At 65.3% G+C, this 15,466-nt stretch carries 14 protein-coding genes; 11 read left to right on the top strand and 3 right to left on the bottom strand.

The genetic code is table 11. The annotated features are described in order from the left end of the window. Window positions 1-101 precede the first annotated feature (101 nt). Window positions 102-1,016 carry a histone deacetylase family protein gene (locus CCOS865_RS03565; RefSeq protein WP_119137992.1) on the bottom strand — a complete coding sequence of 305 codons (915 nt, stop codon included), beginning with the start codon at window positions 1,014-1,016 and terminating at the stop codon, window positions 102-104. A gap of 123 nt (window positions 1,017-1,139) precedes the next feature. On the opposite strand from CCOS865_RS03565, the gene CCOS865_RS03560 reads away from it, so the two are divergent. The 7 genes from CCOS865_RS03560 to CCOS865_RS03530 all read left to right on the top strand — a co-directional run bounded on the left by CCOS865_RS03560 (window position 1,140) and on the right by CCOS865_RS03530 (window position 7,439). Further along, complete coding sequence (locus tag CCOS865_RS03560) at window positions 1,140-1,709, top strand: GNAT family N-acetyltransferase (protein WP_119137990.1); 570 nt, start codon at window positions 1,140-1,142, stop codon at window positions 1,707-1,709. A gap of 98 nt (window positions 1,710-1,807) precedes the next feature. Next, window positions 1,808-2,677 carry an acyl-CoA thioesterase II gene (tesB, locus tag CCOS865_RS03555; RefSeq protein WP_119137987.1) on the top strand — a complete coding sequence of 290 codons (870 nt, stop codon included), beginning with the start codon at window positions 1,808-1,810 and terminating at the stop codon, window positions 2,675-2,677. Further along, entirely contained in the window at window positions 2,674-3,264 is a 591-nt protein-coding gene (locus tag CCOS865_RS03550) for an HAD family hydrolase (protein ID WP_119137986.1), read from the top strand. The genes tesB and CCOS865_RS03550 overlap by 4 nt, the downstream gene beginning before the upstream one ends. A gap of 106 nt (window positions 3,265-3,370) precedes the next feature. Then, window positions 3,371-4,381 carry a zinc-dependent alcohol dehydrogenase family protein gene (locus tag CCOS865_RS03545; RefSeq protein WP_119137985.1) on the top strand — a complete coding sequence of 337 codons (1,011 nt, stop codon included), beginning with the start codon at window positions 3,371-3,373 and terminating at the stop codon, window positions 4,379-4,381. A 147-nt stretch (window positions 4,382-4,528) separates the two neighbouring features. Then, window positions 4,529-5,623, top strand: a complete 1,095-nt coding sequence (locus CCOS865_RS03540; protein ID WP_119137984.1) for an ABC transporter substrate-binding protein — start codon at window positions 4,529-4,531, stop codon at window positions 5,621-5,623. Then, window positions 5,620-6,681, top strand: a complete 1,062-nt coding sequence (locus CCOS865_RS03535) for a FecCD family ABC transporter permease (protein WP_119137983.1) — start codon at window positions 5,620-5,622, stop codon at window positions 6,679-6,681. Before CCOS865_RS03540 ends, CCOS865_RS03535 begins: the two co-directional genes overlap by 4 nt. Further along, the gene (locus CCOS865_RS03530; protein ID WP_119137982.1) at window positions 6,678-7,439 is read left to right on the top strand and encodes an ABC transporter ATP-binding protein; all 762 of its coding nucleotides are present in this window, start codon (window positions 6,678-6,680) and stop codon (window positions 7,437-7,439) included. The genes CCOS865_RS03535 and CCOS865_RS03530 overlap by 4 nt, the downstream gene beginning before the upstream one ends. A 130-nt stretch (window positions 7,440-7,569) precedes the next feature. Here CCOS865_RS03530 and CCOS865_RS03525 read toward each other — a convergent pair whose 3' ends face one another. Beyond that, the gene (locus tag CCOS865_RS03525) at window positions 7,570-8,283 is read right to left on the bottom strand and encodes a FadR/GntR family transcriptional regulator (RefSeq protein WP_119137981.1); all 714 of its coding nucleotides are present in this window, start codon (window positions 8,281-8,283) and stop codon (window positions 7,570-7,572) included. A gap of 329 nt (window positions 8,284-8,612) precedes the next feature. Between CCOS865_RS03525 and CCOS865_RS03520 the strand changes: the two genes are divergently transcribed. The 4 genes from CCOS865_RS03520 to CCOS865_RS03505 all read left to right on the top strand — a co-directional run bounded on the left by CCOS865_RS03520 (window position 8,613) and on the right by CCOS865_RS03505 (window position 14,353). Continuing rightward, window positions 8,613-9,962: an MFS transporter gene (locus tag CCOS865_RS03520; protein ID WP_119137980.1), complete on the top strand. Its 1,350-nt coding sequence runs from the start codon at window positions 8,613-8,615 to the stop codon at window positions 9,960-9,962. A gap of 24 nt (window positions 9,963-9,986) precedes the next feature. After that, window positions 9,987-11,354, top strand: a complete 1,368-nt coding sequence (gudD, locus tag CCOS865_RS03515; protein WP_119138237.1) for a glucarate dehydratase — start codon at window positions 9,987-9,989, stop codon at window positions 11,352-11,354. A 416-nt stretch (window positions 11,355-11,770) separates the two neighbouring features. After that, window positions 11,771-13,165, top strand: a complete 1,395-nt coding sequence (gene gabP, locus CCOS865_RS03510) for a GABA permease (protein WP_119137978.1) — start codon at window positions 11,771-11,773, stop codon at window positions 13,163-13,165. A 189-nt stretch (window positions 13,166-13,354) separates the two neighbouring features. Beyond that, window positions 13,355-14,353: a PDDEXK nuclease domain-containing protein gene (locus tag CCOS865_RS03505; protein ID WP_119137977.1), complete on the top strand. Its 999-nt coding sequence runs from the start codon at window positions 13,355-13,357 to the stop codon at window positions 14,351-14,353. An 11-nt stretch (window positions 14,354-14,364) separates the two neighbouring features. Here the strand turns inward: CCOS865_RS03505 and CCOS865_RS03500 are convergent, their stop codons facing one another. Beyond that, window positions 14,365-15,234, bottom strand: coding sequence for a LysR family transcriptional regulator (locus CCOS865_RS03500; RefSeq protein ID WP_119137975.1), 870 nt, complete (start codon window positions 15,232-15,234; stop codon window positions 14,365-14,367). Between the last annotated feature and the right edge of the window lie 232 nt (window positions 15,235-15,466).

The following is a 15,466-nucleotide window of genomic DNA, read 5'->3' as shown; positions in this document are numbered from 1 at the left end:
CCCTGTGAAGCACTGTGCAAAAAATGATCAGGTCTTTGCAGGTCAGGCAGTTAGGGGGCTGTAGCGGCTTTCACTCAGGTTATCCACAGGCGGTTCCACAGTCATTGTGAACAACTCATGACCTTTGCCGCACTGTGGTGAAGGATGCCATGGCGCTTGGCCAGGGCCGCGCGGTCCTTGCTGTAGCCGCCGCCGATCACCCCGACCACCGGGATATCCCGGCCAATGCAGTGGCGCAGCACGCGTTCGTCGCGCGCGGCCACGCCCTGGTCGCTCAACTGCAGGTAGCCCAGCGCGTCGTCCTTGTGCACATCGACCCCGGCGTCGTACAGCACCAGGTCTGGCTGGTACAGCGGCAGCAGGTAATTGAGCGCATCGTCGACCACCTGCAGGTAGGCCGCGTCGCCCATGCCGCGCGGCAGCGGGATGTCCCAGTCGCTGTGGGCCTTGCGCGCGGGGAAGTTCTGCTCGCAGTGCAGCGACACGGTGATCGCCTCTGGCGTGTCGTGCAGAATCCGCGCGGTGCCGTCGCCCTGATGCACGTCGCAATCGAAGATCAGCACCCGCTGCACCCGGCCGGCCTCGAGCAGGTAGCGGCTGATCACCGCCAGGTCGTTGAAGATGCAGAAGCCGGCGGGGTGGTCGTAATGGGCGTGGTGGGTGCCGCCCGCCAGGTGGCAGGCGATGCCGTCGCGCAGGGCCATCTCGGCCGTCAGCAGCGAGCCGCCGACGGCCCGCACGGTGCGCCGCGCCAGCGCTTCGCTCCAGGGCAGGCCGAGGCGGCGCTGGTCTTCACGCGAGAGGTCGCCGCTCAGGTAGCGCTCGATGTAGCTGCGGTCGTGGGCCAGGGCGAGGATATCGTTGGGGCAGATGTCGGGGCGCAACAGGGCCTGGTCCGTGGTCAGGCCGCTGTCGACCAGGTGATCGCGCAGCAGGCGGAACTTGTCCATCGGAAAGCGGTGCTCGGCGGGGAAGTCCGGGCTGTAGTCGTCGTGGTAGATCAGCGGCAACGGCATGGGCGGGTCGCAGTCAGGGTCAGTGCTGATCTTGCCAGTTGGCGTGTGGTAACGCTATCGCGGGCCAAGCCCCAACAGCGCCTAATCTATAGTCTGCAAGAGCGCGAATTCGGAGCCCGCCTGATGACCCCCATTCTTCAACTGGAAAGCGCACGGCTGGTGCTGCGCCAGTGGCACGATGACGACCTGGTCGAGTTTGCCGCGATGTGCGCCGACCCGCAGGTGATGCGCTACTTCCCCGCGCCCTTGACGCGCCTCGAAGCGGCGGCGCTGATCGGCCGCATCCGTGGCCATTTCAATGAGTTCGGCTTCGGCCTGTGGGCGCTGGAGCGCAAGGACAGCGGAGCGTTCATCGGCATGACCGGCCTGCTCAACGTGAACTTCGATGCGCCCTTTGCCCCCGCCGTGGAAATCGGCTGGCGCCTGGCCCGGCGTCACTGGGGCCTCGGCTTTGCCAGCGAGGCGGCCTGGACCTGCCTGCGCTGCGCCTTCGCCCAATTGCGCCTGGATCAAGTGGTGTCGTTCACGACCGCGAGCAACCTCACCTCGCAGAAAGTCATGCAGGCGATCGGCATGCAGCAGGACCTGCACGGCAGCTTCGAACACCCGCGCCTGCCCAGCGGCCACCCGTTGCGACCGCACGTGCTGTACCGCATTGACCGCGCCCACTGGCAGCAAACCCTGCACGGCTGAATGGCCGCGCATGCAGGGAACTGATGACAAACCCTGTATCATCGTGCCACTCAAATTGTGCTGTAGCGCCGTGACGCCTTGCTAGGAGAATGCCCCCGATGAGCCATGTGTTGGATGACCTGGTCGACCTGTTGAGCCTTGAAGCGATCGAGGAAAACCTGTTCCGTGGCCGCAGCCAGGACCTGGGCTTTCGCCAGTTGTATGGCGGCCAGGTGCTCGGCCAGTCGCTCTCGGCGGCCAGCCAGACGGTCGAGGACGCCCGCCACGTGCACTCGCTGCATGGCTACTTCCTGCGCCCCGGTGATGCCACCCTGCCGGTGGTGTACTCGGTCGACCGGGTGCGCGACGGCGGCAGCTTCAGCACCCGGCGGGTCACGGCGATCCAGAAGGGCCACACCATCTTTACCTGCAGCGCCTCGTTCCAGTACGACGAGGAGGGCTTCGAGCACCAGGCGCAGATGCCGGACGTGGTCGGGCCAGAAAACCTGCCGAGCGAAGTCGAGTTGGCCAGCGCCATGGCCGAGCATCTGCCGGAGCGCATCCGCGACAAGGTGCTGTGTGCCAAGCCGATCGAAATCCGCCCGGTGACCGAGCGCGACCCGTTCAACCCCAAGCCGGGTGATCCGGTCAAGTACACCTGGTTCCGCGCCGACGGCAGCCTGCCGGACACGCCGGCGCTGCACAAGTGGCTGCTGGCCTACGCCTCGGACTTCGGCCTGCTGACCACCTCGCTGCTGCCGCATGGCAAGTCGGTGTGGCAGAAGGACATGCAGATCGCCAGCCTCGATCACTCGCTGTGGTTCCACCGCGACGTGCGCGCCGACGAATGGCTGCTGTACGCCACCGACAGCCCATGGGCCGGCAACGCCCGCGGCTTCTGCCGGGGCAGCATCTACAACCGCGCAGGGCAGCTGGTGGCGTCGTCCTCCCAGGAAGGCCTGATCCGCCACCGCAAGGACTGGGCATGAGCCTTTCTGCCATTCGCAACTGGGTGTTCGACATGGACGGCACGCTGACTGTGGCCGTGCATGATTTTGCTGCGATCCGCGGAGCCCTGGGCATCCCGCCGGAGGACGACATCCTCACCCACCTGGCAGCGTTGCCAGCGGCAGAGGCGGCGGCCAAGCATGCCTGGTTGCTGGAGCATGAACGCGACCTGGCGCTGGCCTCGACCGCGGCTACGGGTGCGGTCGAACTGGTGCGCGAGCTGGCCGGGCGCGGTTGCCGGCTGGCGATCCTGACCCGCAATGCCCGCGAGCTGGCGCATGTCACCCTGGAGGCTATCGGCCTGGCGGACTGCTTTGCCGTCGAGGACGTGCTCGGCCGTGACGAAGCGGCGCCCAAGCCGAGCCCGGATGGCCTGCTGAAGATCGCCGAGGCCTGGGCCGTGGCGCCGGGCGAGCTGGTGATGGTCGGTGATTATCGCTTCGATCTGGATTGCGGCCGGGCGGCCGGTGCGCGCACGGTGCTGGTGAATCTGCCGGAGAACCCGTGGCCGGAGCTGGTCGACTGGCATGCCCCGGATTGCCGAGCCCTGCGCGCAATGCTGGGTTGAACCCGCCGCCCGGTGTAGGAGCGGGCTTGCCCGCGATGAGGCCGGCGTGACCGCCGTCGCCTGTCTAAGCTGCACTTCTCACGTCACACTCAAAGGAGCTCCAGCCATGAGCAGCAAGGCCATCTACGTCCAGCCCGGCGGCGGTTACCAGAACGTTCAGGTCGGCACCTGGGAGGCCGCCGCGCCACAGGCCGGCGAGATCACCGTGCGCCTGCACGCCAGCTCGCTCAACTACCACGACTTTGCCGTGGTCAGCGGCATGTGGGGCCCCAGTGAGCGGCGCATCCCCATGGCCGATGGCGCGGGCGAAGTGATCGCGGTCGGCGCTGGCGTCAGCGAGTTCAAGGTCGGCGATGCGGTGGTCAGCACCTTCTTCCCCGACTGGCTCGACGGCCAGGCCCTGGTCGAAGGCTTTGCCAGTGTGCCGGGTGACGGCATCGATGGTTACGCCCGCGAGCAGGTCACCGCCCGCGCCACCGCGTTCACCCTGGCGCCCAAGGGTTACAGCCATGCCGAGGCGGCCACCCTGACCACCGCCGGCCTCACCGCCTGGCGCGCGCTGATGGGCGACGACCACCTCAAACCCGGTGACAGCGTGCTGGTGCAAGGCACCGGTGGCGTGTCCATCTTCGCCTTGCAGTTCGCCAAGCTGGCCGGCGCCACGGTGATCGCCACCTCGTCGAGCGAGGCCAAGCTGGAGCGGCTCAAGGCGCTCGGCGCCGACCATGTGATCAACTACCGCAGCACCCCGGCCTGGGGTGAAAAAGTGCGTGAGCTGACGGATAACCGCGGCGTCGACCACGTCATCGAAGTCGGCGGCCCGGCGACCCTCGAGCAGTCGATGATCGCCGCACGCATCGGCGGCCATGTGTCGCTGATCGGCATCCTCACCGGCGTCGCCGGCCAGTTGCCGCTGGTCCAGGCGCTGGTGCGGCAGATCCGCTTGCAAGGCGTGCTGGTCGGCAGCCGCGCGCAGCAACAGGCGATGGTCCGGGCGATCGATGCCAATGGCCTGCGCCCGGTGGTGGACAAGCACTTCGAACTGGAGCAGATCGTCGAGGCGTTCCAGTACCAGGAAAGCAACCGGCATTTTGGCAAGATCTGCCTGACTTACTGATGCTGCGGTAGGGGGCCGGGCAGCCGTGACACAGTTGTAATGGATTGTGTTGAAAGGGCCGCGGAGCAATACATTTGCGCACACCGGGGGGACGCCGGGGCTGGCTAGAATGCCGCGCTTCGATTCTCTGCAAGAGGATGTCCTCCGATGCGCTGCCTCATCCCGGCCCTGCTGTTACTCGCCATTTGCCTGGGCGTCGCCCCGTCCGCCAGCGCCCTCCAGGTCACCGACGTGCTGGGGCGCACCGTCGAGATCGACCATGCGCCGCAGCGCATCGTGCTGGGTGAAGGGCGGTTGTTCTTCGCCCTGGCGCTGCTCGACCGCGACAACCCGTTCCACCGGGTGGTCGGCTGGCAGAACGACATGCGCCTGCTCGACCCGCACACCTATGAGGTGTACGCCCAGCAGTATCCGCAGATCACCCAGTTGCCGCTGATTGGCCAGGCCTCCGAACAGAGCGTCAGTGCCGAGCAGATCCTCGCCTTGAAACCGGACCTGGCGGTGTTCAGCATCGCCGGTGAAGGCCCGACCCAGCACAGCCCGGTCGCTGACCTGCTGGCCAAGGCCGGCGTGCCGGTGCTGTTCATCGACTTCCGTGTGCAGCCGATCCGTAATACCCGGATCAGCCTGGAAGCACTGGGCAGGCTGCTGGGTCGCGAGCATGAGGCGCAGGCCTACCTGGACCTGTATGACCGCCACCTGGCGCGGGTCACCGAGCGCGTCGCCGGGCTCAGCGACAGCCAGCGGCCGAAGGTCTTCCTCGAGCTGCTGGCGGGCGTCTGGCAGGCGCCGGGGCATACCACCGGCAAGAGTGGCCTGGGCAGCCTGGTGCAGGCGGTCGGCGGCCACAACATCGGTGCCGACGTGGTCCCCGGTGCGTTGGGCGATGTCAGTGTCGAGTACGTGCTGCAGGCCGATCCGGATGTCTATATCGCCACCGGCAACCGCGCGCCGGGGGTGCTGCTCGGCGCCGGCGTAGCAGCCGACACTGCCCGCCAGAGCCTGGCGCGGATCACCGCCCGGCCCGAGTTCGCGCCGTTGCGGCCGATCCAGGCGGGGCAGGCTCATGCGCTCTGGCATGACTTCTACAACTCGCCGTTCAACATCCTTGCGGTCGAGGCCATGGCGCGCTGGATCCATCCTGAACGCTTCGCGGATGTCGACCCGCAGGCGACCCTGGGCGAGATCAACCAGATGCTGCATGTCGGCCTGGACGGCCAGTACTGGATCGACGCCAAGTGACCTCGCTCGCACACGATGGCGCGGCCCTGGCGGGCTGGCGCTATCGCCGCCTGCTCTGGAGGCGGGCCGGGCTGGTGGTCGGGCTGGCCGTGCTGTTGCTGCTGTCGGTGCTCGGCGACCTGGCCAGCGGTGCCTCCGGCATGGGCCTCGGGCGCCTGCTGCAGGGCGTGTTCGATCCGCAGACCTTGAGCGCCACGGAACAGGTGATCATCTGGAATGTGCGGCTGCCCTACGCGCTGATGGCGGTGCTGGTCGGCGCCGCGCTGGCGCTGGCCGGGGCCGAGATGCAGGCGATCCTCGACAACCCCTTGGCCAGCCCGTTTACCTTGGGTGTGTCGTCGTCGGCCGCGCTGGGCGCTTCGCTGGCGATTGCCTACCCGTTGGGTGTGGCCTGGCTGGATCCGGGCGTCCAGGTGCCGTTGATGGCGTTCGTCTTTGCCTGCCTGTCGGTACTGCTGTTGCAGGCCATGTCGCGCCTGCGTGGCGCTGGAGTTGAGAGCCTGGTGCTGTTCGGCATTGCCCTGGTGTTCAGCTGCAACGCGCTGGTGTCGTTGCTGCAACTGCTGGCCAGCGAAGACGTGCTGCAGCAACTGGTGTTCTGGACCCTGGGCAGCCTGGCGCGGGCTGACTGGCACAAGCTGGGCCTGCTCGGGCTGGTGCTGCTGGTGGTGCTGCCGTTCTCGCTGCGCGCGGCGTCGGCGATGACCCTGCTGCGCATGGGCGAAGACCGCGCGCGCAGCTTTGGCGTGGATACCCGGCGCTTGCGAATCGCCTCGCTGCTGCGCATCAGTTTGCTGGCAGCGACGGCGGTGGCGTTCGTCGGCACCATCGGTTTTATCGGCCTGGTCGGCCCGCACATTGCCCGCCTGTTGGTGGGCGAAGACCAGCGCTTCCTGCTGCCGGCCAGTGCCCTGGTGGGCGCGTTGTTGCTGTCGCTGTCGTCGATCGCCAGCAAGCTGATCCTGCCGGGGGTGATCGTGCCGGTCGGCATCGTCACCGCGCTGGTCGGCGTGCCGGTGTTCGTCGCCTTGGTATTTCGCCGCGGGAGGCGTGCATGAGTTTGTTGATCAATGACCTGTCGGTGGCTTATGGCGCCCGCACGATCATCTCCGGCTTGAGCCTGCCGGCCTTGCCTGCTGGCAGCCTGGTGGCGCTGGTCGGGCCTAATGGTGCCGGCAAGTCGACCTTGCTGCGGGCGATTGCCGGGCTCGAGCGGATGAAAGGCGCGCTGAGCCTGGACGGGCAGGACGTGACCCAGCTGAGCGTTGCCGAGCGTTCGCTGCGCCTGGCCTACATGCCGCAGCAATTGCCACCGGGGATTGCTCTCGGGGTGCTGGAAAGCATCGTCGCGGCGCTGCGCCTGAGTGGCGGCGACAACCTCATCGAGGTGGCGTTTCAGGCGTTGCGCCAGTTGGGGATCGAGCACCTGGCCGAGCAGCCGTTGAACAGTCTTTCCGGTGGGCAGCGGCAGTTGGTGGCGTTGGCCCAGTTGCTGGCGCGTAACCCGCAGGTGCTGCTGCTCGATGAGCCGACCAGTGCCCTGGACCTGCACTACCAGTTGCGGGTGATGGATGCGGTGCGCGCGCGAGCAGTCGCGCATCGGTTGCTGGCGGTGGCGGTGTTGCACGACATCAACCTGGCGGCCAGCCATGCGGACTGGCTGGTGGTGTTGAACCAGGGCAGGGTGGTGGCCTGTGGTGCGCCGGCGCAGGTGCTGACGCCGGGGTTGCTGGCTGAGGTGTATGGCGTCGAGGCGCGGGTGGAGCGGTGCTCTCAACAGCGCTTGCAGGTGCTGGTGGATCGCGCGTTGACCTGAAGCTCAAGGTGACTGCACCGGCCTCTTCGCGGGTAAACCCGCTCCCACAGGGACAGCGCTGTTCTGTAGATTTGCGCGGTACCTGTGGGAGCGGGTTTACCCGCGAAGAGGCCGGAGCAGGCCCCACCAATCACTCCGGCAACAACCGATCGCGGCTGTTGGACAGGTGCAGGCAGATCGCCGCCCGCGCCGCGTCCGGGTCCTGCCGGCGGATGGCATTGAGGATTGCCTCATGCTCCAGATTCGCCAGGTACGCATGCCGCGCCAGCCGAGAGCCCGAGCGCTCATCCGCGGTCAGCCGATTACGCGGGATCAGCCCACTGCCCAACTGCGCCATCATCTGGGTGAAATACAGGTTGCCGGTGGCCTCGGCGATCAGCAGGTGAAAACGCCGGTCAGGCTCGATGCAGCTGTCACCGGCCGCCGCCAGGTCCTGGTGGTCATCCAGCGCCTGACGCATGCGCAGCAGTTGCGGCTCGCTCCGGCGCAGGGCGGCGAGCGCGGCAGCCTGGCCCTCCAGGCCGATACGCAACTCGAGCAGGTCACGCACGCTGGCGGCGCTGTCGGCGCCCACGCGCAGGCCGGATTGCGCCTCGCGCTCGATCACGAAGGTGCCGATGCCATGGCGCGGCTCAACCAGCCCCGAAGCCTGCAGCTTCGACAGCGCCTCACGCACCACCGTCCGGCTGACCCCATGCTCGCGCACCAGGGTGTTCTCCGAGGGCAGCTTGTCGCCCGGTTTGAAGGTGCCCAGCAGGATCTGCTGGGTCAGGCTCGAGACCAGGTCATGGGCGCGGCTGTGGCCGCGCTTGCGGGTGGCTGCTTGGGGCTCGGGTAGATTCATGGCACGGCTCGTGTGGGAGATCGTACAAGTGCACGGCGACACCGCCGAGACTAGCACTGCAGCTTGTACGACAACTAAATTTTTCAGATTTATTTGCGAGTGTATCGGGCTATTGAACGCCGTCGTGTTTTTACCTTATCTACGCATTTGGACGATCTTTAGCGTTTTATAAGCTTGTATTTTGCTTTTTGTCAGCGGCTTGCCGTCTTGTCGTACAACTGCGCGCGGCATATGCTTTCGTCCACTGGCATGTCAGACAAGCAAGGCGGGCTGCCCCCCGCCGCGACATCCATCGACCCGCACAAAAACAATTAGTGGGAGATTTTGCAGTGAACGACACCCTCGATCCGTCCTTACGGCGCGACGACGTGTTGGCCAGCGCCGTGGCCAAGGTCAAACGCCATGTCCTGCCGCTGTTCGTCATCATGTTCATCGTCAACTACCTCGACCGCGTCAACATCGGCTTCGTCCGCCCGCACCTGGAAAGCGACCTGGGCATCAGTGCGGCCGCCTATGGGTTCGGCGCCGGCCTGTTCTTCATCGGCTACGCGCTGTTCGAAGTGCCCTCCAACATGCTCCTGCAGCGCGTCGGTGCGCGGTTGTGGCTGACCCGCATCATGTTCACCTGGGGCCTGGTGGCCACGGCCATGGCCTTTGTCCAGACCGAAACCCAGTTCTATGTCCTGCGCTTTCTGCTCGGGGTCGCCGAGGCCGGGTTCTTCCCGGGGGTGATCTACTACTTCACCCGCTGGCTGCCGGCCGCCGACCGCGGCAAGGCGATCGCCATCTTCCTTAGCGGTTCGGCCGTGGCCTCGTTGATCTCCGGCCCGCTGGCCGGGGCCTTGATGCAGATCCAGGGCATGGGCCTGCACGGCTGGCAGTGGATGCTGTTCATCGAGGGCATGGCCTCGGTGTGCCTGTGCTTCTTTGTCTGGTTCTGGCTCGACTCCAAACCGCACGACGCCAAATGGCTGAGCCGCGAAGAGCAGGACGCGCTGGTCGCGACCATCGACCGCGAGCAGCGTGAGCGCGAGGCGGGTGGGGTGGTCAAGACCTCGTCCTGGAGCCTGCTCAAGGACCGCCAGATCCTGCTGTTCTGCGGGATCTACTTCTGCATCCAGCTGACCATCTATGCCGCGACCTTCTGGCTGCCGAGCATCATCAAACGCATGGGTGACCTGTCGGATATCCAGGTCGGCTTCTTCAACTCGATCCCCTGGCTGATCTCGATCATCGCCATGTATGCGTTTGCCGCCGGCTCCGCGCGCTGGAAGTTCCAGCAGGCCTGGGTGGCCGCTGCGCTGGTGATCGCCGCGATCGGCATGTTCATGTCCACCACCGGTGGGCCGGTGTTCGCCTTTGTCGCGGTGTGCTTCGCCGCCATCGGCTTCAAGTCGGCCTCGGCGTTGTTCTGGCCGATCCCCCAGGGCTACCTGGATGCGCGCATCGCGGCGGCGGTGATCGCCCTGATCAACTCGGTGGGCAACCTCGGTGGCTTCGTGGCGCCCACCACCTTTGGTTTGCTCGAACAGCACACCGGCTCGATCCAGGGCGGCCTGTACGGCCTGGCGGTGACCTCGGTGATCGCGGCGATCGTGGTGTTCTTCGTGCGCACCCGGCCCAAGGACAGCCCCGCCAATGACCTCAAACCCCAGTCGGCCTTGCGCCAGACCCACTGAACCAGCAGGACGACACTCATGAATATGCCAAGCACTCCAGAAACCTTCAGCGGCGTCCAGGCGCACACCGGCACCCCGGTGGTCACCGAGCTGCGCGTGATCCCGGTGGCCGGCCACGACAGCATGCTGCTCAACCTCAGCGGCGCCCACGGCCCGTACTTCACCCGCAACATCGTGGTGCTGCGCGACAGCGCCGGTAACACCGGGCTGGGCGAAGTGCCGGGCGGCGAAAACATTCGCCAGACCCTCGAAGACGCCCGCAGCCTGGTGCTCGGCCAGCCGATCGGCCATTACCAGCGCGTGCTCAACGCCATGCGCCAGACCTTTGCCAACCGTGACGTCGGCGGCCGCGGCCTGCAGACCTTCGACCTGCGCATCACCGTGCATGCGGTGACCGCCATCGAGGCGGCGCTGCTCGACCTGCTGGGCCAGCACCTGGGCGTGCCGATGGCGGCGTTGCTCGGTGAAGGCCAGCAGCGCGAGGCGGTGAAGATGCTCGGTTACCTGTTCTATATCGGTGACCGTCAGCAGACTGACCTGGCCTACCGCAACGAAGCCGATGCCGACGATGACTGGTTCCGCGTGCGCCACGAAAAGGCCCTGACACCGGAAGCGGTGGTGCGCCTGGCCGAGGCGGCCAAGCAGCGGTATGGCTTCAGCGACTTCAAGCTCAAAGGCGGCGTGTTGCGCGGTGAAGAAGAGATCGAAGCGGTCACCGCGCTGGCCGAGCGCTTCCCCGAGGCGCGTATCACCCTCGACCCGAACGGCGCCTGGTCACTCAAGGAGGCGATTGCCCTGTGCCGCGATCAGCACCAGGTGCTGGCCTACGCCGAAGACCCGTGTGGCGCCGAGCACGGCTACTCCGGGCGTGAGGTGATGGCCGAGTTCCGCCGCGCTACCGGCCTGCCGACCGCCACCAACATGATCGCCACCGATTGGCGGCAGATGGGCCATGCGATCCAGTCGCAGGCGGTCGATATCCCGCTGGCCGACCCGCACTTCTGGACCTTGCAGGGCTCGGTGCGGGTCGCGCAGATGTGCCACGACTGGGGCCTGACGTGGGGCTCGCATTCGAACAACCACTTCGACATTTCCCTGGCCATGTTCACTCAGGTGGCCGCTGCGGCGCCGGGTGAGATCACCGCCATCGACACCCACTGGATCTGGCAGGACGGCCAGCGCCTGACCCGCGAGCCGCTGCGCATCATCGACGGCCATGTGCGCGTGCCGCAGCGGCCGGGGCTGGGGGTGGAGCTGGATGAGGATCAGCTGGCCAAGGCGCATGAGTGCTACCGCAACATGGGGCTGGGCGCGCGCGATGACAGCGTGGCGATGCAGTTCTTGATTCCGGGTTGGACGTTCGATAACAAGCGGCCTTGCCTGGTGCGTTGATCGCGTTCCAGTCAGTACCGGCCCCTTCGCGGGTAAACCCGCTCCTACATGTTGCGCGGTCCCTGTAGGAGCGGGTTTACCCGCGAAGGGGCCGGCACAATCCCCGCTGCATATCCAGATGAAACTCAACACCCTCAAACGGCTCAATGCCGCAAACAGACATGCCATTCGCGACATCTGGCGCGAATCAGCATGGCCTGTCGTGATCGCGCACCTGCGAGGCGTTCTCGCATAATTTGCCCCCGCCCCAGCCCGCTTAAATGGGCCACGAAATCCACTGGCGCGCTGCTCGGCAAAGCGTGTAGAACGTCATCACCAGAGCACGATTAACGTGCCTACCCATTGTTTCCCAAGGAGATTTTTTTCGCCTACGCCTGCCCGTCCTTCCTTGTGTCAGCAAAAAGAGAACAAGATCAATGAACACCGTGGGATCTGATGGTAGCAACCTCGCGCAAGGGTTCAAACCACGTCACGTAACGATGCTGTCCATCGCGGGCATTATCGGTGCGGGGCTTTTCGTCGGTTCCGGGCACGCTATCGCGGCAGCCGGGCCCGCCACCATAATCTCTTACTTCGTGGCCGGGACCCTGGTGGTCCTGGTCATGCGCATGCTCGGCGAAATGGCCGTCGCGCACCCCGACACTGGGTCGTTCTCGACCTACGCCGACCAGGCCATCGGGCGCTGGGCCGGCTACACCATCGGCTGGCTGTACTGGTGGTTCTGGGTCCTGGTGATCCCTATCGAAGCGTTGGCCGCAGGGCATGTGCTGAACGCCTGGTTCCCGCAGGTCGACAGCTGGATCTTCGCCTTGCTGTCGATCCTCCTGCTGGCCGGCACCAACCTGTTCAGCGTGGCCAAGTACGGTGAGTTCGAGTTCTGGTTCGCGATCCTCAAGGTTGCGGCGATCCTCGGTTTCATCAGCCTCGGTTTCGCCGCCCTGATGGGGTGGCTGCCCAACCGCGAAGTCAGCGGCCTGAGCACCCTGGTGGCCGAGCACGGCGGCTTCGCACCGAAGGGCTGGTCGGCGGTGATCGGCGCGTTCATCACGGTGATGTTCAGCTTCATCGGCACGGAAGCCGTGACCATTGCCGCCTCAGAATCCAGCGACCCCTCGCGCAACATCGCCAAGGCCACCCGCTCGGTGATCTGGCGGATCAGCACCTTCTACATCCTGTCGATCTTCGTGATCATCTCGGTGGTGCCGTGGAACGATCCACAGCTGGCGGTGGTGGGTTCGTACCAGCGCGCGCTGGAAATCATGAACATCCCCAATGCGGCGTTCATGGTCGATTTCGTCGTGCTGGTGGCCGTGGCCAGTTGCATGAACTCGTCGATCTACATCGCCTCGCGGATGATGTACTCGCTGGCCAAGCGCGGTGATGCCCCAGCCTTGCTGAAGCACACCTCGAAGGTCGGCGTGCCGCGCTCGGCGGTGTTCGGCAGCACCCTGATCGGCGCCGCCATCGCCATCCTCAACTACTTCGCCCCGGCGGGCGTGTTCGAGTTCCTGCTGGCCAGTTCCGGCGCCATCGCGCTGCTGGTGTACATGGTCATCGCCATCTCGCAGCTGCGCATGCGCCGGCGGCTGGAGCGTGAGAACGCCGAGCTGAAGTTCCGCATGTGGCTGTTCCCCTACCTGACCTGGGCGGTGATCATTTTCATCGCGGCGGCGCTGAGCGTGATGATGTACACCGAAGAGCATCGCGCTGAAGTGACGGCGACGTTGAGCCTGGCGATCTTTATCTCGTTCCTTGGCATCGTCACCACCCGCGGGCATGCGCGCTCGGTGACGGCGCGGTCGGCGGGGTAGGTCAGAGGGCAACCTGGGCACAGGCTCGGACGACAAGGGCACCTGGAAACAGGTGCCCTGTTTTTTTGCAACAATTGCAACCGTGTCGGCGCCGCTCGGTCGGTAGAGGCGGGCGTAGACTCCTTGGTTTTCTCATCGTTGCCAGGGAGTCAGTGCATGAGCGAAGACGATCGGAATACGCCAACATCCATGACCGCTGTGGTGGGGGCAGATGAGCGGTTTGATGAAGTGCTCACGCTCATCAAGAATGCCAAGCAGCGAGCCTTGCAAGCTGTAAACACCCGGCTGATCGAGTTGTATTGGCAGGTGGGGGCGTTTATCAGTCAGAAGCTGGAGCGGGCAGAGTGGGGCGATGCTGTGGTCAGCGAACTCGCTAATCATCTGGCCACGACCCAGCCGGGGCTCAGGGGGTTTACACGGGTCAACCTATTCCGCATGCGCCAATTTTATGAGGCATACAGACTCGACGAAATTGTCTCACCACTGGTGAGACAATTGCCTTGGTCCCATAACCTGATCATTCTGAGTCAGAGCAAACGGCTGGATGAGCGTGAATTCTACGTGCGCTCCGCGATTCAGGAGAAATGGTCAAAACGTGAGCTGGAGCGCCAACTCAAAGCCTCTCTGTTCGAACGAAGCGTAGCCCAGCCTGCTAAAACCACCGCTGCTCTGAGAGCGCTACACCCTGGCGCCATGGACGTTTTCCGCGACGCCTACGTGATCGAATTTCTCGGCTTGCCCGGTGGCCACGCTGAGGTGGAGCTGCATCAGGGGCTGCTTGACCGCCTAAAGGACTTCTTGGTCGAGTTGGGCCGCGATTTCTGCTTTGTGGGCTCCCAATACCCCTTGCAGGTCGGCAACCGCGACTTCGCCCTGGACCTGCTGTTCTTTCACCGTGGGTTGAACTGCCTGGTAGCTATCGAGCTCAAGGTCGGCCGCTTCGAGCCTGAGTACCTGGGCAAGTTGGATTTCTACCTCGAGGCGTTGGACCGCAATGAGCGCAAGGCCCACGAAAACCCAGCCATCGGGGTGCTGTTGTGCGCGTCCAAGGACGATGAGGTGGTGGAGTACTCGCTTAACCGCAGCCTTTCTCCGGCGCTGATTGCCGAATACCAGACTCGCCTGCCTGACAAAGCCTTACTGCAGGCCAAGCTGCATGAGTTCTACGCGCTTGATTGCGGCGCTTGATGTCACCCCAGTCACAGTGCTTGGCGCACCGTCTCCAGGTAGCGCAGCACCGCAGGTGATTTTTCGAAGCGGCGGTAGACCAGGCTCAGCCACGAGCTGGCCTGAGAGTCCGCCACGGGCTGGTAGCTCACCTGTGGCAGGCGGATCCGCGACACCACCGATTCGGGCACGATAGCCACCCCCTGGCCCAGCGAGATGAGGGTGATCACCGCCACCAGGCTGCCGGGTTGCGGGCCCAGGCGAGGCTCGAAGCCTCCCAGCTTGGCGACTTCGAGCGTGCCTGAAACCTGCTCGGGCAAAATGAACGTCTCGTTGGCCAGGCGACTGGCCGGGATGCTTTTCAGTTCGTTGATTCTCGAACGACTCGGCAGCGCCAGCACGAAGCCTTCCTGGTGCAGGGCGATGGCCTCCAGCTCGCTGGGCAATGCCATCGGCGAGCGCACGTAGGCCAGGTCGAGCAGGCCATCGCGCACCTGCGCCGGCAGATCAGCCATGGGCGCTTCACGGATGTTCAGGCGCACGTCGGGGTGGGCCTCGGTGAAGCGGCTGACGTGGTCCTGGAGTACGCCCGAGTAGGCGGCGGACGCCACATAGCCGAACTCGATCAGCCCGCTTTCGCCACGTCCTGCGCGTTGCGCACCCACCTGCGCCGCCTCGAACTGGCGCACCGCCTGTTCGGCCTCGAGCATCAGCGCCTGGCCGGCGGCGGTGAGGTTGACTTCGCGCTGGTTGCGCTCGAACAGGCGCACGCCGAGTTCGCGTTCCATGTCCTGGATCTGCCGGCTCAGGGTCGGCGGGGCGATGCCCAGGTGTTCGGCGGCGCGGGTGAAGTGGCCGTGCTGGGCGACGCAGAGGAAGTAGCGGAAATGGCGGATTTCCATGGTGGCTCGTTACCTGCTGGGTAATGACACAGGCCCTGGCGGCTAACACGCACAAGGCCCTGCAACGGTAGGGTGACGGTAACACTAGAAGGCTGGCGCTGTGGCGACAAAACACCGCGACCCGCCACCTTGGGGACCTGGGTATGGGGCTGCTGCGCAGCCCTTCGCGGGTGAACCCGCTCCTACAGGAACCGCGCCGCTCTGGAGCTCAGTGCTGTCCCTGTGGGAGCGG

Origin of the sequence: Pseudomonas reidholzensis (genome assembly GCF_900536025.1) — a bacterium.
Taxonomy (GTDB): domain Bacteria; phylum Pseudomonadota; class Gammaproteobacteria; order Pseudomonadales; family Pseudomonadaceae; genus Aquipseudomonas; species Aquipseudomonas reidholzensis.
The sequence above is the reverse complement of the archived record's forward strand: the minus strand, read 5'-3'. Positions and strand labels throughout refer to the sequence as shown.